Below are 21,543 nucleotides of genomic sequence, written 5' to 3' on the forward strand. Positions count from 1 at the left end.
CCCCACGCGGAATGTATGAGAAGCCCGCGAACGTATTCGTCGCCGGGTTCATCGGCTCCCCCGCCATGAACCTCATCGAAGTCCCGATCGTCGACGGCGGCGTACAACTCGACGGCCTGGTCGTCCCAGTCGCACGCGAAGCCCTGGACCAGGCCGTGGCCGGCGGCGCACAGACACTGACCCTGGGCGTACGGCCGGAATCCTTCGACCTGGTCGGCAACGCCGAAGGCGCCATCTCCATGGAAGTCAACCTGGTCGAAGAACTGGGCGCCGACGCCTTCGCCTACACCTCGGCGAGAGTCGGCGAACAGGACGTGGACCTCATCATCCGGGTCGACGCGCGGGCGGTGCCGCTGAAGGGCGACACCCTCTACGCCAAGCCGCACGGGCACGAGACCCACCTGTTCTCCACCACCAGCGGCGAGCGCTTGGAGGGCTGAGAGCCGACAGCTCCGGAAACGCCGTGACCTGCTGGAACAGCGGGGCACGGCGTTTCTTTCGCCCTAATACTTAAGCATCTCCTTGACTATTGACGGCGAGCACCTACACTTAAGTACATGCTTAAGCATGACCCGGATCTGGACCGGGTCTTCCAGGCGCTGGCCGATCCGACGAGGCGCGCCATCGTCGAGCGGCTGGTGCGGGGCCCGGCGTCGGTGAGTCAGCTCGCGGAGCCGTTGCCCATGTCGCTCGCCGCCGTCGTCCAGCACCTCCAGGTGTTGGAGGGCAGCGGGTTGGTGCGGAGCGAGAAGGTCGGGCGGGTGCGGACCTGCCGGGTGGAGCCGGCGGTGTTGCGACGGACCGAGGAGTGGTTCGCGGGACAGCGCACGCTGTGGGAGAGGCGGCTGGAGCGGCTCGGAGAGCTTCTCGCTGATGAGACGGAGGAGAAGGAGGAGAAGGAGGAGAAGTAGGCAGAAGGAAGAAGTAAGAAGGCAGTACGCAGTGGTTGGCAATACGCAGTAGAGAACGGAGCAGGATCATGACCGAGATCGTTGATCACACCGTCACGCACAGCACCTTCGTACTCGAACACACCTATCCGGTGAGTCCGGAGCGAGTCTTCGCGGCGTGGGCGTCGAAGCAGGCGAAGACGCCGTGGTTCGTCGCGCTGCCGGAGGGCGCGAGCGTCGTCGAGCCGCTGGATCTGGACTTCCGGGTGGGCGGCAAGGAGCGGCTGGCGGTCAGCATGGCCGACGGCGTCGAGATCGTGTACGAGGGCTGTTATCAGGACATTGTGTCGGACCGGCGGATCGTCGCGACGACGCAGATGTATCTGAACCGGAAGCCGATGTCGGTGACGGTCGCGACCATCGAGCTGACGCCGATCGAGGACGGGACGCGGCTCGTGCTGACGGAGCAGGGCGCGTATCTCGACGGGCTGGACGAGCCGAAGTATCGCGAGGCGGGGACGCGGGATCAGTTGGCGAGTCTGGCGCGGTATCTGAAGAAATCGAGCTGAGCGGCTTCAGGAACGCGGCGCTGGGTTGCCGGCCAGCAGGACCGCCAGCACGATCAGCGCCGCGACGCCGACCAGCTCGACGAGGACACTCCCCCGCAGCGCCGCCTCGCTGCCGTCGCGCCAGCGAGTGACGCGGGCGCGGGAACGGGACGCGACACCGAGGACCGCCAGGAGCAGCGCGACTTTCAGCACCAGCACGCGGCCGTAGGTGGAGTCCGTCAGGGAGCTGATTCCATCGAGCTCGCGCCAGGCCTGGTACAGGCCGGTGAGGACGAGGACGGATACGGCGGCGAGAGCCAGCCGGGAGAACCGCGCGGCGGTCGCGGCGATGGTGGCGCCGGCCTCGGTGAACAGCAGCAGGACCAGGATGGCGAGGCCGCCGAGCCACAGGGCCATGGCCGCGACGTGCAGCGTCAGCGCGGCCATGGAGAGCGGCGCGACGCTGTCGGTGGCGGCGTGGCCGGTGGTGCCCCAGGTCGCGGCGACGGCGATGGTGAAGCCCAGGGGAAGCAGAGGGCTGTGAGTGCGGCGGATGACGGCGTCGCCGACGAACGCGCCGAGGGCGAGGATCGCGATGCGGGCCATGAGCGCGTGGCCGCTGCGCGTGGCGAGGGTCGCGGCGAGCAGGGAGCGATCGAAGAGGTGCGAGGGCGACAGGCCGCGGGAGGCCGGGGCGTAGGTCAGGATCTGGAGCACGGTGGCGGCGAGGAGCAGGATCCAGCCCACGGTGGCGGGCCAGATCGGGAAGGCGCGGGCCGGGTCGGTGGCGGCGGCGTCCTCGTCGGCCGACAGGTCGGCGGCGTCGGGGACCCCCGCGGCGATGGCCGCTCGGGAGGGAAGGGCGTCGAGGACTTCGAGGAACGCGGTGATCGGGCGCGGAGTCCGGGCCAGGGCCACGCCTTGACCGCCCGAGGTCGACAGCGCGTCGGCGGGCGTGCCGGGCGGGAACGACTCCTGGCCCACGGCAACGAGGCCCGCGTCCTGGCGGATCAGCAATGCGGCCGACGGCCGGGGCGGCGCTTCTCCGGCGCTCGCGCCGCCGAGCGGGCGAAGGTGCGCCTCATCGGACGGCGCGCGGCGGGGCCGCAGGACGAGGAGGCCGCTGACCAGGGCCAGGCCGACGAAAGCGGACCATTGGGCGGCGTCGGACAGGGCGCTGGTGACGTGGTCGCGGCCGAGGCCCAGGACCGCGGCGGGCGTGCTCGGGGCGCCGACGGCGAAGGTGAGGTGGCCGGAGGTGGCGTGGCCGTCGTCGGAGGCGGTGACCTGCCACAGGATGCTGAAGGTGCCGCGGGTCTGGTCCGGGGTGAGGACCGCGACGAGGGAGTCGGCGCCGGTCGGGCCGGGGCGGAGGGCGCCGGAGTCGAGGCGGCGGCCGTCGGGGCCGACGACTTTGACGGCGCTCAGGCGAAGGTCGACTTCCTCGGTGAAGGTGAGGGTGATCTGCGCCGGTTCGCTGGTCAGGACCGCGTCGCCGGCCGGGTCGGAGGCGGCGAGTTCGGCGTGGGCGGAGGCTTGGGGAGCGGCGGCGAGCAGGAGGGCCGAGGCGAGGAGGGGGATGGTGAGGAGGGCGCGGCGGCGGGGGCGGGGGCGATGGGCGGTCGGGCGGCGGGCGGTCGGGCAGTGGGCGGTCGAGCAGTGGGCGGCCGAGCAGCGAACGGTCGAGCAGTGGGCGCGGGTGAGGCGAAACGCGGTGAGGCGGAAGCCGATCAGCCGGAGGTCGGTCTGGCAGAACTCGAACCGGCGGAGACCGACCGGGCGGAAGCCGATCAGTGGCATTGACCGGCCGCCTTCCGGTCGCTGATCAGCCGGTCGACGCCCTGGTGGTAGGCGGCCAGGGTCTGGGCGTCGGGGACGAAGTGCCAGGCGCCGTTCTCGTAGACGACGGTCGAGCTGCCGGCCGTGGCTGCCTGGTGCCAGGCGACGGCCACGGTGGTGGCGTCGATGGTGGTCGTCGAGTCGATGACGTAGGGGACGCCGAGGGCCGGGCGGCATTCGGTGTTCAGGCGGACGAAGTCGGCCTGGGTCAGGGTGCCGCGAGCCGAGTCCGACCAGAGCTGCCACGCCTGGGCCCAGCCGCCGCCGGAGAGTTGGCCGAACTCGCGCTGCGCGATGGAGGTGGCCTGAAGCGGATCGGGCTGCGCGGGCGCGGCGCTCCCGGACTGCGAGCCGACCTCGCGCGGACGATCGGGGGCCGACCAGTGCGCGAGCAGCGCGTTGGCGGCGACGACGGCCAGGATCACCGCGAGCAGGAACCACCAGCCGGCGGCCTTGCTGTGCAGGCCGAAGAAGAATCGGCGGGGCTCGACAGCCGAATCAGGAGTCTGACCATCCGCACGCTCGGCATCGGCATCGGTGCCGGAATCAGAGCCGGTCACCGTGCCGAGACCCGAACCGAGGGCGGAGGACCCGCCATGGGAAGCGGCGACAGACCGGGCCTCACGATCGTCGCCGCCAGCCGCGAGCCGCACCGCGCCAGAAGGGGAAGAAGCACCATCGGGCACCGCGACAGAGCGGGCCTCACGATCGTCATCGCCAGCAGCCGCCAGCCGCGCTGCGCCGGAGACAGAGGCGGCACTACCGGACACCGCCGCAGACCGGGCACCACGATCATCGCCGCTAGTCGCAAGCCGCATCGCGCCAGCACCATCGGGCACCGCCGCAGACCGGCCCTCACGATCATCACGATCGTCGCCGCCGGCGGTCGCCCGCACCGCGCCGGAAACAGAGGAGCCGCTGTCGAACGCCGGCGCGGACCGGGCGTCACGATCGTCGTGGTTCTCGCGGTTCTCGCGGTTCTCACGATCGTCGCCGGCGGCTGCCAGGCGCGCAGCGCGCATCGTCCATTCCTCCGCGCTCAAAGCAGTTGTCAGTGGATCAGGGGTCGCGCCGGCTTCGGGGCCGGTCGACGCGGGGTCAACCGGTTACCGGGGCGGCGGGCCGGCACACGCCGCCGCCCCGGGCCGGGGCTTAGTTGGTCAGCCGGTCGGTGCCGTACTTCAGCACCAGCGACTGGTTCGCGGACAGGTTGAGGTCCGCGGTGAACCGGAGCGAGTCACGGATCTGGTTCATCGTGATCGCCGAGCTGCCCGCGCCACCCCACCGGTAGGTGAAGGTGCCGCCCGGCGGGACCTGGCGCTGGGCCAGGGTCACGTCGTGGAAGCCCAGGCGGGCGACGTAGAAGGACGTGCCGTCGCCGCGCGGCACTTCCAGGTAGTCCTGCTGCGGGTGGCCGTAGGCCACGGAGGCGCCGTAGCCGTGGTCGTCCGAGCTGGACGGGGCGCGCCAGATCAGCACCGCGCAGTCCGTGGACAGCGTCTGGGTGCTGGTGTTGGTGAAGGTGAAGGTCCAGTCGCCGTACCACTGGTTGCCGGCGAAGGAGACCGACTCCGACAGGCCCACGTTGCTGGTGAACGCGGTGGTCAGCGGCTCGCTGAGGATCGGGTTGGCGCCGCTGATCGGGTGGTTCACACCGTTGGCGCAACGCTCCAGGGGCGAGCTGTACTGCGACGGCGAGCCGGTCGCCGTGGCCTGCGTGTAGCTGGCCGGGCCGGCCGAGACCGCGGTCGTGGAGTTGCTGTCGGCGACGGCGCTGCCGCCGTTGCCCAGGGCGGCGATACCGGCCGCGAGCGCTGCGGTGGCCAGTCCGGCGGCCAGCCCGCGGCGGGTCGAGATGCGTGGCATGCGGGTTTCCTTTCTCCAAGCGTCGAGCTCAGGGACGGTTTCCGGCCTGGGTGCCGGAAACCGGGGTGGTGCCGTGGCACGGCGCCGGTGCCCCCGTCGGGGCAGGGCGCTGACAGCCGCCCCACGTCCTCCGTCGACGCCCTGGGTGGGATTGAGGGAAAGCAGCGTCGTCGTCGGCCCGCACGTACCGTGAAGCGCGAAATGTTGTCGATCCGCATATTCGAGGTTTGCCATGCGGATAACGGGTTGTCATGGAAGGTCTACTGCTCTGCATCAGCCGCGTCAAGAGTTTTCGGAGACTTGGTCTAGTCCATTAGGTCTAGACCCATGTCAGGCGTTTGCGTGAAAGGGCCACGCCAGGGACACGCAAGGGGCCCCCGATGTGTGCAGGTTGGGGGTGGTGGTGGAGGTGCGGTGGATGCGGAGCCAGGGATCACGGGCGAATCAGACGACTGGCGCCGTGCGGTGTGCGGTTCGCTGTTCGGTTGCGGAGTTCGGCGTTTGATTTTGGGGACGGACCCGAATGCCGGCCGATCAAAATTCGCGTCAAGGTAAGTCAAAGCTCGGTCAAAGCCGGCCGGCGCTTCCTTAGCGACTTCCGTCGCGCCTCCGCCCCAATACAAACGGCCGGCGGGGGAATGATCCCCGCCGCCCGCCTCGTCCTGCCTCGCTCAGGACAAGATCACGGGCCGCTCACCAGATAGGCCACGTTGTGGCTCGGTGTCACCTGGCCGCCGTTGCCGTTGATCAGATGGTTGATCGTGCCGTCGCCGCCGAGCACGGTCGTCACCATGTCGTGGAACGCGATGCCCCCGCCGGTCGGCGTCTCGATGGCGTGGTCCAGCACCACCGAGGGGTTGTCCCGGAAGTAGGCGTAGACGCCCAGCCCCCAGGCCTGGTGGGAGGTCACCGAGGAGCCGACCTTGTAGGACGCGTAGCCGACCGTGCCGCCGCCGGGGGTCCAGCTGCCGTTGTTCGGCACGTCGTACGGGCATTCGCTCTGGTAGAAGTAGGTCCGGCCGTTGTTGCCGAACCACTCGGTCTGGTACTGCTGGTAGTGCTCGACCGCCAGGCCGTACATCGTCACGTTGTTGCCGTTGACGATCAGGCCGTTGGCCGCCGGGTTGGTGTTCCAGCCCACCCCGTTGGAGTGGTCGGCGCGCCAGAGCCAGAGGTCGTCGCCGATCACGTCGTTGCTGTTGACGACCAGGCTCTGGGTGGCCCGGGCCGCCTGGTCGCCGCCGACGCGGAAGAACACGTCCTGCAGGACCGTCGGGTTGGCGGCGTGGCTGGTGCCGGAGGCCCCGGGGCCGATCTGCATCAGGGTGGCCGAGTTGGTGGAGTTGGCGCTGATCAGCAGGCCGGCGATGTCGATGCCGTCGACGTCGGCGGTGGTGATGGCGGCGTTGCCGTTGTCCGGGACCAGGGTGGCCAGGCCCAGACCGAGCACGACGGTGTTGGGGTTGGTGATGTTCAGGGCCGAGGCCAGGTGGTAGACGCCGGGGGTGACGATCAGGCTCTTGCCGGCCGACAGCGCGGCGTTGATCGTGCTGGAGGTGTCGCCCGGCTTGACGATGTAGAACTGGCTGACCGGGATCGAGGTGCCCGGCGGGGTGCCGTTGGTCCAGTCCGGACCCTGGGCGTTGGTGCGCAGGGCCGGCACGAACACCTGCCAGGTGCCGGCGGAGTCGATGTAGATGTAGGGCTTTTCGCGCACCGTGGGGGTCTGCGCGACGGTGGTGTACGGCGGGTTGGGGAACGTGGTGGACGGCGCGTTGGTGTCGCCGACGAAGACCATGTTCCAGTTGGACCCGGTCCAGCCGCCGTTCATCGCGGTGTCCTGGGTCAGGAACTGCTGCTGGGTGCCGGAGACGATCTGCCCGGACACCCGGGAGTCGCCGACGTAGCCGCCGCTGGACCAGTTGCCGCCGCTGCCGTGGATGTTGTCGTAGAGCAGCAGGCTGCCGTGGACGTCCATCCGGCGGAAGGGGTCGGCCTGCGACACCGCCCACATGGTGCTGCCCGAACTCGGCGTCACCGACATGTTCTCGACGTCGCGCCAGAAGTTCTGGGTGGCGTTGCCGTCCGCGGTGTGGCCCTGGACGTGGACGCCGCCGCCGGTGATGTTGACGCCGGTCGGGGAGAGCCCGAGCCCTGACACCTGGGTGTAGTAGCCGACCGGGATGTCGACGTTGTAGGTGCCCGGAGCGAACAGCAGGGCGTTGCGCTGCGTGCCGAACTCGTTGTTGGCCTGCGTGTTGTACACGCTGTTGATCTTCGCCTGGATGGTCGAGGTGGCCATCGAGGGGTCGAAGACCGTGACGTTCGGGCCGAAGTCCGGGGTGGGGCCGCCGCCGCCACCGCCGCCGGTCGGCAGCGCCCACTGCTGGTTCGCACCGCCGGCGCAGTCCCAGATCTGGACCTGGGTGCCGGGGGTGGTGGACCAGCCGGTGTCGTCCAGGCAGCGTCCGGACTGCGGGTTCAGCAGCGTGGTGTTGGCCTGCGGGATCCAGACCTGGGCCCCGGTGCCGTTGCAGTCGTAGAGGTCGACCGCGGTGCCGTTGGCCGTGCCGCCGCCGTTGATGTCCAGGCACTTGCCGAGCACCTGGAGCGTGTGGCCCGTGGTGTCGACCGTCCAGCTCTGCGCGGCGGTGCCGTTGCAGGTGTAGACCGTGATCGGGTTGAAGTTCGCGGTGGACGCGGACTTGTCGTCCAGACACAGCCCCTGGTAGCCGACGATCTGGCCGACGGGGTTCGTGGCGGCCTGGGCCCGGCCCGCGCTGGCGACCTGAGCCACCGCCAGCAAGCCGGCTATCAGGGCCAGCGCACCCAGCAGGGCGACGGGCAGGCGGGAGCGGGCCAGTCCTGATCTGGTCATGTCTTCCTCTCCATTCCTGGGTTGTTACAGAAACGATTCCGTAACATCGCGTTCTGATGAGGCAGTGAAGCAACGCGTGACCAGTGCGTCAATGCTTGAATAGGGCTGAAACAAACCACTGTTCCAACAGCTGTCCGAGGAGGGAGACGCCAGTGGCGGACAAGGTCACGGTCCGGGCGGTCGCCGAGGAGTCAGGACTGTCGATCGCCACGGTCTCCCGGGTGATCAACGCGCAGGGGCAGGTGTCGGAGAGCGCGCGGAGGCGGGTGACCGAGGCGATCGAGCGGCTCGGCGGCGCCACGCCGCAGACCCGGCCCCGGATGCCGAAGCCGGAGCTGCCGATCCTGGTGCGCTGCCCGTACCAGCTCAGCGATTACTTCGGCGGTCTGGTCACCTCCGCGGCCGAGACGCTGGCGCTGGCCGGGCGGCAGGTGCTGCTCGACGTCGGCGACTCGCGGCTGGCGGCGCCGGTCGTCAAGGAGCTGCCGGGCTCGCGCACCGCGGCCGGGGCGATCCTGATCCTGCCGCCGGAGAGCGTGGAGGACCTCGAACTGCTGCAACGGCGCCGGTTCCCGGTGGTGATCGTCGACCCGCGCAAACCGGTGCCGCGCGGCATGGTGTCGATCGCGGCGGCGCACACCGCCGGGGCGCGCGCGATCACGCGGCACCTCATGGAGCGCGGACACCGCCGGATCGGGGTGATCTCCGGACCGGCCGACTGGCTGACCGGGGCCGACCGGATCGCCGGGCACCTGGCGGCGCTGTCCGAGGCCGGGCTGCTGGGCCGGCCGGAGCTGGTGCGGCACGGGGAGCCGGCGATCTTCACCGGCGTCGCGGCCGGCGGCGAGCTGCTGGACCTGCCCGAGCGGCCGACCGCGATCGTGTGCTTCAACGACAAGGTCGCGGTCGGGGTGTTCCAGGCGGCGGCCGAACGCGGGCTGCGGGTGCCGCGGGACCTGGCGGTGACCGGGTTCGACGACAGCGAGATGAGCCTGGCGACGGCGCCGATGCTGACGACGGTGCGGCAGCCGCTGCGGGAGATGGGCCGGATAGCGGTGACGATGCTGACGCGGCTGCTGGAGCGGCAGGCGCTGGACGCGCTGCACATCGAACTCGCGACCGAGTTGGTGGTGCGCGGGAGCACGGTGGCGGACGGTGACGTACCGGGCGGCGGGGAGGGAGCAGCGCGGTGATCGGCGGCGTGAGCAGCGGACTGAGCAGCGCAGTGAGCAGCGGACCGAGCAGCGCGGCAGCAGCGCAGTGAGCGGCACGGCGGTCGACGACGTGAGCGGCGCAGTGATCGGTGCCGTGAGCAACCGCGCGAGCGGCGCCGACTAACGCGTTTCACCGATGTTCGGCTGGTCTTGAACGGCGCGAACCACGGGCGTTCCTCGGCGGCACCTACCTTCGCTGCCATGGACCACGTGCATGAAGACCCCCACTGCCAGTGCCCCCGCACTGCCGAGTTCGACTCCTCGGGACTGGCCGCGGCCGGCCGCCGGGCCTTCCTGCGCAACGCGGGACTGCTCGGGGCCGGTGCCACGGCGCTGGCCTCCGGCGCAACGGTGTTCGGCCCCGCAGCGAGCGCGGCGGCCGCCAGCAGCGCCAGCAGCGCCGGCACCACCTGGCGGCCGGACCCGGACAACCCGGTGTTCACGCTGGTCGTGATGCCCGACACCCAGTACCTGTTCGACGAGGACCGCATCCACCCGGCGCCGCTGGCGGCCTCGTTCCGCCACGTCCTGAGCGGTGACGGCGACGACAACACCGTGTTCCTGGCGCACCTCGGCGACATCACGCAGAACGGCCAGGCCCGCGAGTTCACGGCGGTGAGCTCGGTCTTCGAGATGCTGGACCGCAAGGGCGCCGCCTACAGCGTGCTGGCCGGCAACCACGACGTCGGCTCCGGCAGCACCGACCAGCGCGGATCGACGCCGTATCTCAGCACCTTCACCAAGGCGCGGGCCGCGAAGTCGGCGACCTTCGGCGGCGCCAGCCCCGACGGCTACAACACCTTCCACGTCTTCCGGGCCGGCGGACGGCAGTGGCTGCTGCTGGCGCTGGACTGGCGGCTGTCGCCGGCCGGGTTCGCCTGGGCCAACAAGGTGATCAAGGACCATCCGAAGCTGCCGGTCATCGTCACCACGCACGAGATCGCCTACGCCGACGACGCCGGCAAGGCCTATCTGTCGGACTACGGCCAGCAGCTCTGGGACGGGCTGATCAAGGACAACGACCAGGTGTTCCTGACGCTGAACGGCCACTACTGGCCTCCGGGGTCGACGACGCTGAGCAACGCCGCCGGGCACGACGTGCACGTCCACATCACCAACTACCAGGACCGCTACTACGGCGGCGCGGCGATGATCCGCACCTACCGGTTCGACCTGCGGCGCAACACGATCGACGTGTCGACCTTCGCGCCGTGGATCCGCGAGCTCGCCGACGCCCGGCACCACGGCCCCGGCCGCCAGGACCCGGTGAACGAGCTGGCCGGGCAGGAGATCGAACTGACCTCGGCGGTGGACCGCTTCAGTGTTCCGATCGACTTCGACCAGCGGTTTTCCGGATTCGCGCCGGTGCCCGCCCGAGCGGCCCGGCCGGCGAACAAGATGCTGGTGCGCGGCACGGTCGCGTACTGGCGCTTCGACTACGGAGGCGCCGAGGGCGGGGCGCTCGGCGACCAGCAGGTGATCTGGGACCTGTCCGGCAAGGGCAACGACCTGGTGAAGGAGCTCGCGCCGGGTACCTCGGGCAGCCCGCTGGCCTGGTCCACCGAGCACCATCCGGACCAGCCGGGGCACGGGAGCCTGCGGTTCACCGGCCAGGGCGACCCGACGCGCGGCGCGTGGCTCCAGACCGTGCCGAACGCGCCGTTGAACGCGGCGACGTTCGAGCACGGATACACCTTCGAGGCCTTCTTCAAGCTGCCCGCGGACTGGGACTCGTCGCAGAACGCGTGGAGCGCGCTGCTGAGCCGCTGGGGCATGAGCAGCGAGGCCGGTAAGACCGGCTCCAACATCGACCCGCAGGAGCCGATAGCGACGCTGAGCCTGTCCGGCGGCCGCGAACTCCAGTGGTGCGTGTATCCGCTGAACCAGAGCGGGTCCTCGACCAACTGGGGCCACGAGCTGCCGCTGGACAAGTGGTGGCACGTCGCGGTGGTCAACGACGGCCGGCTGACGCGGATGTACGTGGACGGCTGCGAACTGGCCCGGAACCCCTCGACCCCGGCCGTCGGGCTGACCACGCTGAACCACGCGTGGCTGCTCGGCGGGTACGAGTACGCCGGGACCATCAACCAGGTGCACAACGGCTGGATCGGGGACGTGCGGATCGTGGACCGGCCGTTGCGGATCGACGAGTTCATGAACGCGTAGCGTCGGTGCCCGATCGCAGAAGCCTGATGACACCGCGCGGCCGCGGCGCACTGTCCGGCCGCGCGCACAGCACGACGGTCGTCGGCATCACCGGGCACTCCGAGTACAGCGCGGCCTTGGTGATGCGGAACCCGGCGTCGCCCAAGAGCGCCGTGAGGCGGGAGGTGCCGGTGCGCACGCTCTGGCGGCGGGCCCCGGCGGCGGGTTTGAGGTCCCAGGGCGCGATCCCCGGCAGGTGCGCCAGGATCAGCACGCCGTCGTCGGCGGTGACCCGGCGCAGCTGGGCCAGCGGCCCCTCCGGCTCGGGCCAGTGGTGGCTGGTGGCGGTGCAGGTGACGATGTCGACCGAGCGGTCGGCGACCGGCAGCCGCGCGGCGTCGGCCAGGAGGTAGGTCGGGCAGCGCCGGCCGGCGCTCATGGCGCGGGCCCGGTCCAGCATGCCCGCCGAGATGTCGACGCCGACCAGGTCGGCCTGCGGGAACCGGGCCGCGGCGGCGCGCAGCAGGCGGCCGGTGCCGCAGCCCAGGTCCAGCAGGCGCCGAGGAGCCGGGTTGGCGTGCGTGGCCAGGTGCAGGGCGTGGTGGTGCAGGCGCGTGTAGAAGGCGTCCTGCAGGATGCTCGACTCGTAGTCGGCGGACCACAGGTCGAAGCGCGCGGCGACCGGCGACGGCCGTCGGTCGCCGCTGGGAGGTGCCGGAGCGCTGGCCGGATCCACAAACTCCACATTGCCCCTGACGTTTGCCTTGTGCAAGAGCTGGGACGGGGCGGCGATTGTCACGCCGCGATTCAGCGTGCTGCGATAAAGCGGTAGAACTGGAAGTGTGAGTGCGCAGGGGAACCGCGAAACCGAAGGTTCGGTCGGCGGCGCGGGCGGTGCGGTGGCCGGCGGCGCCGGCCACCCCTACGACCCCCTCGACCCCCTCGACCCCTACGACCCCCTCGACCTGGGCGCCGACGTCGACCGGGTGACCGAGGCCGTGCTGACCGCCTCGCGGCTGCTGGTCGCGGTGTCGGCGCGGTCCCTGAACGAGGTGCGGGACAGCCTGACGCTGCCGCAGTTCCGGACCCTGGCGGTGCTGTCCTCGCGCGGGCCGCTGCGGTTGACCCGATTGGCCGAACACCTGGGCGTGAATCCGTCGACCGCGATGCGGATGGCCGAGCGGCTGACCGCGACCGGGATGCTCACCCGCTCGGCCAATCCCGAGAACCGGCGGGAGTCGATGCTGGGGCTGACCGAGGCCGGCCACGCGGTGGTCGACCAGGTCACCGCTCGACGGCGGCACGAGATCTCCGGCATCGTGGGGCGCATGGCGCCCGGGCACCGGGCGCGGCTGGTGGAGGCCCTGGAGGCGTTCAGCGCGGCCGGCGGCGAACCGCCGTCCGGCCCGGACAGTGTTCCAACGACCTGGAGGTGACAACGGACATGAACGACCGCACCGGGCTCGGCGACCGGATGAAGGCGTACGAGGCCGCCGTCCGCACCGTGCTGCCGCCGCGCGGCTACTCCGTCATCCGCGTCGACGGCCGCGCGTTCCACACGCTGCTGCGCGGGGCGCCGCGCCCCTTCGACCCGGAGTTCATGGCCGCCATGGACGCGACCGGCGTCGCCCTGTGCGAGGAGATCCAGGGCGCGGCGTTCGGCTACGTGCAGTCCGACGAGGTGAGCGTGCTGGTCGCGGACGCCACCGGCCCGGACGCCACCCCGTGGTTCGGCGGCGAGGTGCAGAAGCAGGTGTCGATCGCGGCCGCCGTCGCCACCGCGGCCTTCAACGCGTCCTACCGGGCCACCGGCCGGCCCTCGCGCCGCCCGGCGCTGTTCGACGCCCGCGTGTTCCCGCTGCCGGACGCGGTCGAGGTGGCCAACTGCTTCGTGTGGCGGCAGCGGGACGCGATGCGCAACAGTCTGACGATGGTCGCGGAGGCGAACTTCCCGGCCGCGCGGCTGCACGGCGTGGACAGCGGACGGCGGCGGGAGATGCTGGCCGCCGAGCACGGGGTCGACTGGGAGGCCTACCCGGACGGCGCCAAGCGAGGACGCGTGGTGGTCCGGACTTCGGAGGAGCGGGAGGTGGCGTTCGTGCACAAGAAGACCGGGGAGCCGGAGACCGCGCAGGTCTGGCGGTCGTGGTGGGAAGCCCGGGCCGCGCCGCATTTCACCGCCACTGAGGGCAGCCGGCTCGCCGAGATGATTCCGGTGCTGCCGAACAACGGGGCGGAACCGCAGGACGGATGAACACCCCGCCGCGGGGATGGACAACCCCGCCGCGCTGCCTGTCAGTCTCTTGCGACAGTCTGTGTCAGTGCACGATGAGCCGCTTCCCCTACTGCCGCGTCTCCCCCTGCGCTCGCTGGACGAGCTGGCGCGCTGCGCGGACGAGATCCATTCCGATCGTTGCCAATGGATCGGTGACGATTCGCCAAGGCCTTGCACCTGCGGGGTGCCGCGAGCGTTACGAGCGCTCGCGGCGGCCCGGGATCAGGTCGGGCCGCCGTGACCGGATCGGAGTGAGCGGGCCCGGCAACCCTCATCCGGTCGGCCCGGCCTCGGCGCGGGCATAGCGACGCATGGCGCGAGCGGGCTCGCCAGGATTGGCGGCTGCGACCATCGGGCCTTCAGAGCATCACTCCGTCGCGCCGAAAACCGGTCTTCCGGCGCGGAGTAAACGATTCAGCGTGCGGCCAGCGCGTCGCGCAAGGCGGCGCGCGAATTGATGCCGAGCTTCGGGAACACCCGGTACAGGTGCGCACCGACCGTGCGATGCGACAACAGCAGGCGCGTGCCGATCTGTTTGTTGCTCAGTCCGGCCGCGGCGAGCAAAGCGATTTCGAGTTCCTGCGGTGTCAGCGCTTCGTTGGTGCCGAAGGAACGGCGGACCCGCACCTGGCCGGTGGCGCGCAGTTCTCCGGCCGCGCGCGCCGACCAGGGCGCGGCTCCGAGACGCTCGAAGACTTCGATGGCGGTTTCGAGGTGTACGCGGGCGCGGGCGGCCTCGCGCATGCGGCGCAGCCGTTCCCCGAAAAGGAGTTGGACGCGTGCCACGTCGAAGGGCCACGGCGACGTGCCCTCGACCTCCAGCGCCGCCTCGAACAAGGACACTGCTTCGTCGTCGTCGGCCACCAGGGCCCGTCCCGCGGTGACCAGCATGCGCTGGCGCGGCGAGATGCGGGCCAGGCCGGAGGCGTGGACGGCGGCGGAGTGCGCGGCGGCCTGGTCGGGGCGGTCGGTGTGCAGCGCGGCCTCGATGAGGTCCAGATGGACGAACAGCGCGTAGGTCTCGTACGGCGCGAGCAGGCCGGCCGGGCTGATCCGGGTCGCGGCCCGATAGGCGGCCTCGAAATCGCCGGTGGCCACGGCCAGCCGCACCTCGGCGTGCCGGGCGCTGCCGAGCAGGAACCCGGCGCCGCGCGGGACCGCCCACGCGGTCGCCTCGTCGATGTAGGCCCGGGCCGGGCCGGCGTCGCCGCGGTCGGCGGCCACGGCGGCCAGGACGGCGCGCGCCTCCAGGCACAGCAGCCGTTGCCCGCGTTCGTCGGCGAGCCGCGCGGCTTCCTGGCCCCGGTCCCAGGCCTCGGCCCATTGGCCGGTGGCGTGGGCCTCCATGGCCAGTTCGATGTCGGCGTAGATGACCGAGACGGCGGCGCCGGCGCCGGCCGCGAGCCGGGCGACGCGGCGCAGGGCGCGGCGGCAGCCGGGCAGGCGGTCGACGAAGGCCGCGGCCGAGCCCAGGCGCAGGATCTCGGCGATGTCGCGGTTCTGGCTCAGGGCCCTGATGTCGGCGTCGAGCTCGTCGAGGGCGGCGGCGTCCAGCCGGGTGGGGTTGGAGGACAGCACGGCGCGGGTCCACCAGGTGCCGTAGCGGTCGTGGCCGGCCTTGGCCAGGTAGGTCTCGAAGGTCTCCCACAGTTCGGCGCGGCCGCTGTTGTGGCAGATCAGCAGCAGGGTGCCGAGCATGGCCTCGGTGGTGGCCGGGTCGCCGGCCGCGGGGTCGGAGGCCTCGACGGCGGCGAGCAGCAGGCGGTGGGCGGCGTCGGCGTCGCCGTCGGAGAACATCACCATGGTGGAGTCGGCCAGGGTCGCCTCGGGCGGGGCGGCGGGTCCGGTGCCGGCCGGTCCGGCGCCGGTGAGCAGGGATTCGGCGGCTCGCAGGTCGCCGACGACGGCGCCGCTGACCAGGGCGGCCTTGCCGTAGCGGCGGGCGCGGGGGGTCGCGGCGGCGCTGAGCTCGGCGGCGCGGGTGAAGGCGGTGACCGCGCCGGAGCAGTCGCCGCGGCGGTGGAAGACGTCGGCGGCGTGCTCGAACAGCGCCGCGACCTCCTCGTCGGGTTCGCGGCCGGCGCCGCCGAGTTCCCAGGCGGTGCCCAGCAGGGTTCGGAATTCCGGGGCCGTGGCCACGTCGGTCTCGTTCATCTGGCGTCCTCGCGTCCCCTCCGTCGCCGGGCTGCCGATCGTGCCGGGCTGCCGATCATGCCGGACACCCTGGTGCCGACGCTTCCCACCCTCCCGCCGCGGCGGGTCCGGGGTCATTGCCGCCAGCGTGCTTTTCCCGGGTCGTGGTACCGGTAACGGGGTACTCCTGCTAGCTGGAGTCCGGGTGATCCAAGCAGTTCCTTAGCTGCGCTATGGTTCGACCATGTCCACCGTGCCCGAGGCGGGAACCCGGCCCCGGGTCGTCGTCGCCGACGACGATCCGCTGGTGCTGGAGGGGATCGTCAGCATGCTGACCGGGTCCGGCTACGAGGTGGTCGGGCGGGGCGCGGACGCCGAGTCGTTGCTGGCGGCGGTCCGGGCGGCGCGGCCGGACGTGGTGGTGGCGGACATCCGGATGCCGCCGACGCACACGGCCGAGGGCGCCGAGGTGGCGCGGACGATCCGGGCGGAGTTCCCGGGGACCGGGGTGCTGCTGCTATCGGCGCATGTCGACGTGCAGACGACGATCGACTTCCTGGACGGCGGGGAGCGGATCGGCTATCTGCTGAAGAACCGGATCGCGCGGGGCGAGGACTTGGTGGACGCGCTGCGGCGGATCGCCGAGGGCGACGCGGTGATCGATCCGGTGCTGGTGAAGGAGTTGCTGGCGCAGCAGCGGCGGTCCGATCCGCTGGACGGGCTCAGCGCGCGCGAGCGCGAGGTGCTGGCGCTGGTCGCCGAGGGCCGGTCGAACAGCGGGATCGCGCAGCGGCTGTGGGTCACCGAGGGCGCGGTGGAGAAGCATGTGCGCAGCATCATGAACAAGCTGCGGCTGCCCGCGACGACGGACGACCATCGGCGGGTGCTGGCGGTTCTGCTGTATCTGGATTCGCGCTGACGGTGCGGATCGGCTGCGGCGCGCGTCGGCGGGTGGCGGTCCGCAGCGGCCGGCATGGCCCGCACCGACGCGCGTCGACCGGCACCGACCTGCGCCGATCGCGGCGAGTTCCAGCTAGCACTACCTCGGGCAAGCCGGGTAGCGGCACTGCCGACCGCTCCGGCGCCCTGGGATGCTTCCCGGGTAAAACGCCTGATCGATGGTGAAGGAGCAGGGCCGATGTCGGAGCCAGCCCGCCCCCGGCCCGGGGGCCCGGGACGGATCGAGGTCCGCTCGATCGACCATGTGCCGGACGAGGAGCGCCACGGCCGCGTGCGCGACCAGTTCACGCTGTGGTTCGCGCTGAACGCGAACATCTTCCCGGTGGTGCTGGGCGGGGTGGCGGTCTCGATGGGGCTGACGTTCGTGTGGGCGGTGCTGGCGGTGGTGACCGGCACGGTGGTGGGGTTGCTGCTGGTCGGGTTCCACGCGGTGCAGGGGCCCCGGCTCGGTGTGCCGCAGATGATCCAGAGCCGGGGGCAGTTCGGCTTCTTCGGGGCGGTGTTCGTGTTCGCCGCGTCGATCGTGCTGGACTTCGGGTTCCTGGCCGCGCAGCTGGTGATCCAGGCCGACGCGCTGCATCTGCTGGTGGGCTCGGTGAGCGTGCCGGCCTGGATCGCGATCCTGGCCGTGCCGGTGGTGGTGCTGACGATCTCCGGCTACGACTGGATCCACCGCTGGCAGCGCTGGCTGACGCTGGTGCTGGGCGCGACGTTCGTGGTGGTGTTCGTCCAGGCGGTGGCCGACGGCCGCGCGCTGACCGCGGCCGCCGCCGGGACGCGGGCGCCGTCGTTCACGCACTTCTTCGCGGCCGTCGGGCTGTTCGTGATCGCGATGGTCAGCTGGGCGCCGTACGTGTCGGACTACTCGCGGTATCTGCCGGCGGCGGTGAACAAGGCGCGCACGTTCTGGGCGGTGGTTCTGGGGTGCGCGATCCCGACGCTGCTGTGCGCGTCGCTGGGTTCTTATCTGGCCGGGATCGTGCCGGAGGACTCGACGGTCGCGGCGGTCCAGGAGGTGGCCGGGGACTGGGCGCTGCCGGTCATGGCGGTGAGCCTGGTCGGGTCGGACGTGGCGAACTCCTACACCGGGATGCTGGCGGTGGCCGGGATCGTCAGCTGCTTCCGGGATGTACGGAACTCGGTGCGGACGCGGGTGGCCGGATCGGTGCTGGTGATCGCGGCCGGGACGGTCTCGGCGCTGCTGGGCTACCGGTCGTTCGTCGGGAACCTGTCGGACTTCCTCAATGTCCTGCTGTACGTGTTCATCCCCTGGTCGGCGATCAACCTGGTCGACTACTACTTCGTCCGGCACGGGGACTACGACGTGGAGTCGTTCTTCAGCCGGCGCGGGCGGTACGGCGCCTTCCAGTGGCGCGGGCTGACCGCCTACGCGCTGGCGGTGCTGGTGCAGATCCCCTTCATCCACCAGACGTATCTGACCGGGCCGATGGTGTCGGTCCTGGGCGGGACCGACATCTCGTGGGTGGTCGGGGGGATCGCGGGTGTGGTCTTCTCCGTGATCGCGTTGCGGTTCCCGGCGGGAACCGCCGCGACGTACGAGAACACGGCCGAGAACACGGCCCAGAACACGGCCGACGGCCCGGCCTCAGCCGTCGAGCGTCCCGGCCAGGCCTGACGACCGCGCCGCCAGCGGCAGCTCGATCACCACGCGGGTGCCGCGGCCGGCCGGGCTGTCGAGCGTGAACCGCCCGCCGAGCGCCTCGGCGCGGTCGACGAGGCCGGTCAGGCCGGTGCCCCGGCCGAGCACGGCCCCGCCGACGCCGTCGTCGGCGACGACGGCGCGGACGCTGTGCGCGTCGGCCTCGACGGCGACGGTCACCACCGAGGCCCCGGCGTGCTTGACGGCGTTGGCGAGCGCCTCGGAGACGAGGTAGTAGACGGCGGTCTCGACGGGTTCGGGGAAGCGCCGGCCGCCGGGAACGTCCAGCTCCACCGGGACCGGGGAGCGCCGGGTCAGGTCCCGCAGGGAGGGGCCGAGGCCGGAGCGGGACAGCAGGGCCGGGTGCAGGCCCTGGGAGAAGACGCGGATCTCCTCCAGCACGCTGTCCAGGTCGTGGGCGAGTTCGTCGAGGTCGGCGACGACGTCGGGGGCCAGCGGATAGCGCATGCGGACGGCGCGCAGGCTCAGCGACAGGGCCACGACGCGCTGCTGGATGCCGTCGTGGAGGTTGCGCTCGATGCGGCGGCGGGTGTCGTCGCCGGCGGTGACGATGCGGGCCCGGGAGGCGATGAGGCTGTCGCGGGCGTGCACGTTGGAGATGGAGCCGGCCACCAGGTGGGTGAAGTCGGTGAGGCGGGTGGCGGTGTCCTCGCGCAGCGGCTGGTCGGCGAGCACCGCGATGACGCCCCATAGCGCGCCGTCGACGTGGATCGGCGCGGCGGCCACGGAGGTGTAGCCCTCGGCGGCGAGGGCGGCGGCCTCGGGTCCGGCGAGGTGCGACCAGTCGTCGATCCGGGCGGCGCGGCCGGTGGCGGCCACGGCCTCGGCGGCGAGCACCCCGCCGAGGCTGAAGACGTCGTCCTGGGTGGGGTCGGTACGGCCGTGCGAGCCGAGCAGGCCGACGCGGCCGTCGTCGTGGCGGCGGCCGATGTCGACGCGCGGCACCCCGAGCGCGCGGCTGGCCTCGGCGGCGACGGAGTTGAAGATGACCAGCGAGGGCGCGCGCTGGGCGACGAGGGTGGCGACGCGGCGCAGCGCGGCGCCCTGGCGTTCGGCCAGGCCGCGCAGCTCGTCCCGGACCTGGACGTTGGCGATGGCGATGGCCACCAGGTCGGTGAAGTCGGCGAGGTCGCGCTCGCAGCCGGCGGCCAGGACCTCGTCGGCCTCGCCGTAGGCGGCGAGCAGGCCCCAGACGCCACCGTCGACCATGATCGGCGCGGCCACCGCCTGCCCGAAGCCCTGATCGCGGTGCCCGGCGGCGGCCGGCCCGGGGATGTCGGTCCAGTCGTCGACCCGCGCCGGCCCGCCGGTGCGCAGCACCAGCACCGCCTCGGGGCACTGCTCCAGCGGCCAGGTGCTGCCGTCCGGGACCGGGGAGCGGCTGCCGTGGGTGCCGTAGATCTTGGTGAGGGTCCGCCGGTCCGGATTGCACCGGATGAGGCTGACGGCGCCGACCCCGAGCAGCCGCGAGGCCTGCTCCGCGACCGCGGTGAACACCGCCTGCGGCTCGGCGCCCTCGGCGACGAGCGTGGCGACGCGGCGCAGCGCACCCTGCCGCTCGGCCAGGACCCGCGCCTGGACGCTGGCGACGGCGGTGGCCATCAGATCGGTGAAGCCCGCGAGGTCCCGCTCGCACCCGGCGGGCAGCGTCTCCTCAGCACGGCCATAGGCGGCCAGCAGACCCCAGATCTCCCCGTCGACCATGATCGGCGCGGCCACCGCCGCCCCGAACCCGCAATCCCGATGGCGCTCCGCGAGCGGGCCGGTCAGCACGGACCAGTCGTCGACGCGCGCCGGGCCGCCGGTACGCAGAACGCGCGCGGCCTCGGGGCAGTGATCGAGCGGCCACGCGGCGCCCTCGGGCGCCCGGGACTGCGCGTGCGGAGTGCCGGAGACCTTGGTGACGGCGCGCTGGTCGGGGTCGTAGCGGATCAGGCTGACGGCTTCGACGGCCAGCAGGCGCGAGGCTTCGACGGCGATGGCGGCGAAGACGGCTTGGGGCTCGGCGCCGCGGGCCACGGCGGCGGCGATGCGGGTGAGGGCTTGGAGTTGGGCGATGGAGGGGGGTGCGGCGGGGGCGGCGGTCGGCGGGGGCGGCACGTGGCCGGAAGCTGGTGAGCGGATCGCGTCGGCTTCGGAGGGGATGGCCGAGGCGGTGGCGGGAATCGGGGGCTGGGCCAGGTCAGTGCCATGCGACATTGAGTCCAGGACAGCGGCCGAGCGGGCCAAGGCAGCCAAATAGGCCAAGCGGGTCGGGTCAGCCGGGTCAACCGAGTGGGCCGAGCTGACCAGGTCAGTCGGCTGAGCCAAGCGGGCCGGGTCAGCCAAGCGGGTCGAGCGAGTCGAGCGAGTCAAGTCGGCCAGGTCGGTCGAGCCGGTCAGGCCCGTCGGGTAGGTCGAGCCGGTCAAGCCCGTCGCGTGGGCCGAGTGCGTGCCGTCAGCCAAGTCGGCGATCTCAGTCATCTGCTGTTCGCCGCCAAGCGCACCGTCGGCGCCGGAGCTCGAAGCCGGGCCCGAAGTCGGCCGCCCGGCCGCCACCAGTGCCTCCACCGCCCGGGCGTCCAGCGCGTCCTTGCGCAGGAAGGGCAGGCCGGCGGCGTCGGCGAGTTCGTCGCCGTCGCGGATGGAGATCAGGATGGCGTGCGCGACGAGGCCGGAGGCCAGGAGGCGGGTGGCCACGTCGGGGCCGTCCTCGGGGCCGAGCTCGACGTCGACCAGGGCCACGTCCGGGCGGAGGTCGGCGGCCAGCCGGTGGGCGGTGGCGCCGTCGGGGGCGCCGCCCAGGACGCGGAGGCCCTGCAAGGAGAGGAGGCTCGTGGCCGAGGCTATGTATTCTTCGCTGTCGTCGACGATCAGGCAGTTCAATGACACCTTCACAGTCTGCCGCCGATCAAGGTGTCCGGCGCAAGCCGGGTAGCACTACTTACCGTGGGTACGTCGCAGGCCACGCTACGCACTGCGGCGCGGCCCGGGCATCAGTCATCCGTCCGTCAGCAATGGTCGGCGGGTCAGTCGGCGGCCCGGTCGGCGGCCGTCAGCGCGTCGGTCAGGAGCGCGACCGCTCCCAGCCGGGCCGCCAGCTCCGGCGGCGCTCCTGCTCCACCGCCAGCGCCA

At 71.8% G+C, this 21,543-nt stretch carries 16 protein-coding genes; 9 read left to right on the plus strand and 7 right to left on the minus strand.

Annotated features, from left to right (window positions below; translation table 11 throughout):
• The 3 genes from ABD481_RS23615 to ABD481_RS23625 form a co-directional block, all read left to right on the plus strand.
• Positions 1 to 440: ATP-binding cassette domain-containing protein (locus tag ABD481_RS23615; RefSeq protein ID WP_486323365.1), on the plus strand; the 440-nt coding region annotated here is incomplete at its 5' end.
• 117 nt (positions 441 to 557) lie between these two features.
• Positions 558 to 911, plus strand: coding sequence for an ArsR/SmtB family transcription factor (locus tag ABD481_RS23620; protein WP_344667923.1), 354 nt, complete (start codon positions 558 to 560; stop codon positions 909 to 911).
• Positions 912 to 979: 68 nt separating this feature from the next.
• Positions 980 to 1,459, plus strand: coding sequence for an SRPBCC family protein (locus ABD481_RS23625; RefSeq protein WP_344667924.1), 480 nt, complete (start codon positions 980 to 982; stop codon positions 1,457 to 1,459).
• Positions 1,460 to 1,465: 6 nt separating this feature from the next.
• On the opposite strand, the gene ABD481_RS23630 is transcribed toward ABD481_RS23625, so the two are convergent.
• The 4 genes from ABD481_RS23630 to ABD481_RS23645 all read right to left on the minus strand — a co-directional run bounded on the left by ABD481_RS23630 (position 1,466) and on the right by ABD481_RS23645 (position 8,021).
• Complete coding sequence (locus ABD481_RS23630) at positions 1,466 to 3,238, minus strand: copper resistance CopC/CopD family protein (protein ID WP_344667925.1); 1,773 nt, start codon at positions 3,236 to 3,238, stop codon at positions 1,466 to 1,468.
• The gene (locus ABD481_RS23635) at positions 3,229 to 4,299 is read right to left on the minus strand and encodes a hypothetical protein (protein ID WP_344667926.1); all 1,071 of its coding nucleotides are present in this window, start codon (positions 4,297 to 4,299) and stop codon (positions 3,229 to 3,231) included. Before ABD481_RS23635 ends, ABD481_RS23630 begins: the two co-directional genes overlap by 10 nt.
• A 130-nt stretch (positions 4,300 to 4,429) precedes the next feature.
• Positions 4,430 to 5,143, minus strand: coding sequence for a hypothetical protein (locus ABD481_RS23640; RefSeq protein WP_344667927.1), 714 nt, complete (start codon positions 5,141 to 5,143; stop codon positions 4,430 to 4,432).
• A 682-nt stretch (positions 5,144 to 5,825) separates the two neighbouring features.
• Positions 5,826 to 8,021 (minus strand): ricin-type beta-trefoil lectin domain protein, encoded by a 2,196-nt coding sequence (locus ABD481_RS23645; RefSeq protein ID WP_344667928.1) that lies wholly within the window; start codon positions 8,019 to 8,021, stop codon positions 5,826 to 5,828.
• 152 nt (positions 8,022 to 8,173) lie between these two features.
• Between ABD481_RS23645 and ABD481_RS23650 the strand changes: the two genes are divergently transcribed.
• Together ABD481_RS23650 and ABD481_RS23655 are read left to right on the plus strand one after the other, a co-directional pair.
• Positions 8,174 to 9,214 carry a LacI family DNA-binding transcriptional regulator gene (locus ABD481_RS23650; RefSeq protein ID WP_344667929.1) on the plus strand — a complete coding sequence of 347 codons (1,041 nt, stop codon included), beginning with the start codon at positions 8,174 to 8,176 and terminating at the stop codon, positions 9,212 to 9,214.
• Positions 9,215 to 9,436: 222 nt separating this feature from the next.
• Positions 9,437 to 11,401, plus strand: a complete 1,965-nt coding sequence (locus ABD481_RS23655) for a LamG-like jellyroll fold domain-containing protein (RefSeq protein WP_344667930.1) — start codon at positions 9,437 to 9,439, stop codon at positions 11,399 to 11,401.
• Here the strand turns inward: ABD481_RS23655 and ABD481_RS23660 are convergent.
• Entirely contained in the window at positions 11,388 to 12,116 is a 729-nt protein-coding gene (locus tag ABD481_RS23660; protein ID WP_344667931.1) for a class I SAM-dependent methyltransferase, read from the minus strand. The genes ABD481_RS23655 and ABD481_RS23660 overlap by 14 nt on opposite strands.
• A gap of 229 nt (positions 12,117 to 12,345) precedes the next feature.
• Between ABD481_RS23660 and ABD481_RS23665 the strand changes: the two genes are divergently transcribed.
• Both ABD481_RS23665 and ABD481_RS23670 read left to right on the plus strand, forming a co-directional pair.
• The gene (locus tag ABD481_RS23665) at positions 12,346 to 12,816 is read left to right on the plus strand and encodes a MarR family winged helix-turn-helix transcriptional regulator (RefSeq protein ID WP_344668029.1); all 471 of its coding nucleotides are present in this window, start codon (positions 12,346 to 12,348) and stop codon (positions 12,814 to 12,816) included.
• A gap of 8 nt (positions 12,817 to 12,824) precedes the next feature.
• On the plus strand, positions 12,825 to 13,634 hold the full coding sequence (locus ABD481_RS23670; RefSeq protein ID WP_344667932.1) for a tRNA(His) guanylyltransferase Thg1 family protein: 810 nt from the start codon (positions 12,825 to 12,827) through the stop codon (positions 13,632 to 13,634).
• Positions 13,635 to 14,069: 435 nt separating this feature from the next.
• Here the strand turns inward: ABD481_RS23670 and ABD481_RS23675 are convergent, their stop codons facing one another.
• Positions 14,070 to 15,809 (minus strand): helix-turn-helix transcriptional regulator, encoded by a 1,740-nt coding sequence (locus tag ABD481_RS23675; protein WP_344667933.1) that lies wholly within the window; start codon positions 15,807 to 15,809, stop codon positions 14,070 to 14,072.
• Positions 15,810 to 16,032: 223 nt separating this feature from the next.
• Here ABD481_RS23675 and ABD481_RS23680 point away from each other — a divergent pair, with 223 nt between their 5' ends.
• Both ABD481_RS23680 and ABD481_RS23685 read left to right on the plus strand, forming a co-directional pair.
• On the plus strand, positions 16,033 to 16,707 hold the full coding sequence (locus ABD481_RS23680) for a response regulator transcription factor (protein ID WP_344667934.1): 675 nt from the start codon (positions 16,033 to 16,035) through the stop codon (positions 16,705 to 16,707).
• A gap of 219 nt (positions 16,708 to 16,926) precedes the next feature.
• Positions 16,927 to 18,384 carry a purine-cytosine permease family protein gene (locus ABD481_RS23685; RefSeq protein WP_344667935.1) on the plus strand — a complete coding sequence of 486 codons (1,458 nt, stop codon included), beginning with the start codon at positions 16,927 to 16,929 and terminating at the stop codon, positions 18,382 to 18,384.
• Here the strand turns inward: ABD481_RS23685 and ABD481_RS23690 are convergent.
• A complete protein-coding gene (locus tag ABD481_RS23690; RefSeq protein WP_344667936.1) occupies positions 18,355 to 21,300 on the minus strand; it encodes a GAF domain-containing protein in 2,946 nt (981 codons plus the stop codon). The two genes, ABD481_RS23685 and ABD481_RS23690, sit on opposite strands and share 30 nt — an antisense overlap.
• Positions 21,301 to 21,543: the final 243 nt, after the last annotated feature.

Source organism: Catenulispora yoronensis (assembly GCF_039531695.1).
In the GTDB taxonomy this organism is placed as follows: Bacteria; Actinomycetota; Actinomycetes; order Streptomycetales; family Catenulisporaceae; genus Catenulispora; species Catenulispora yoronensis.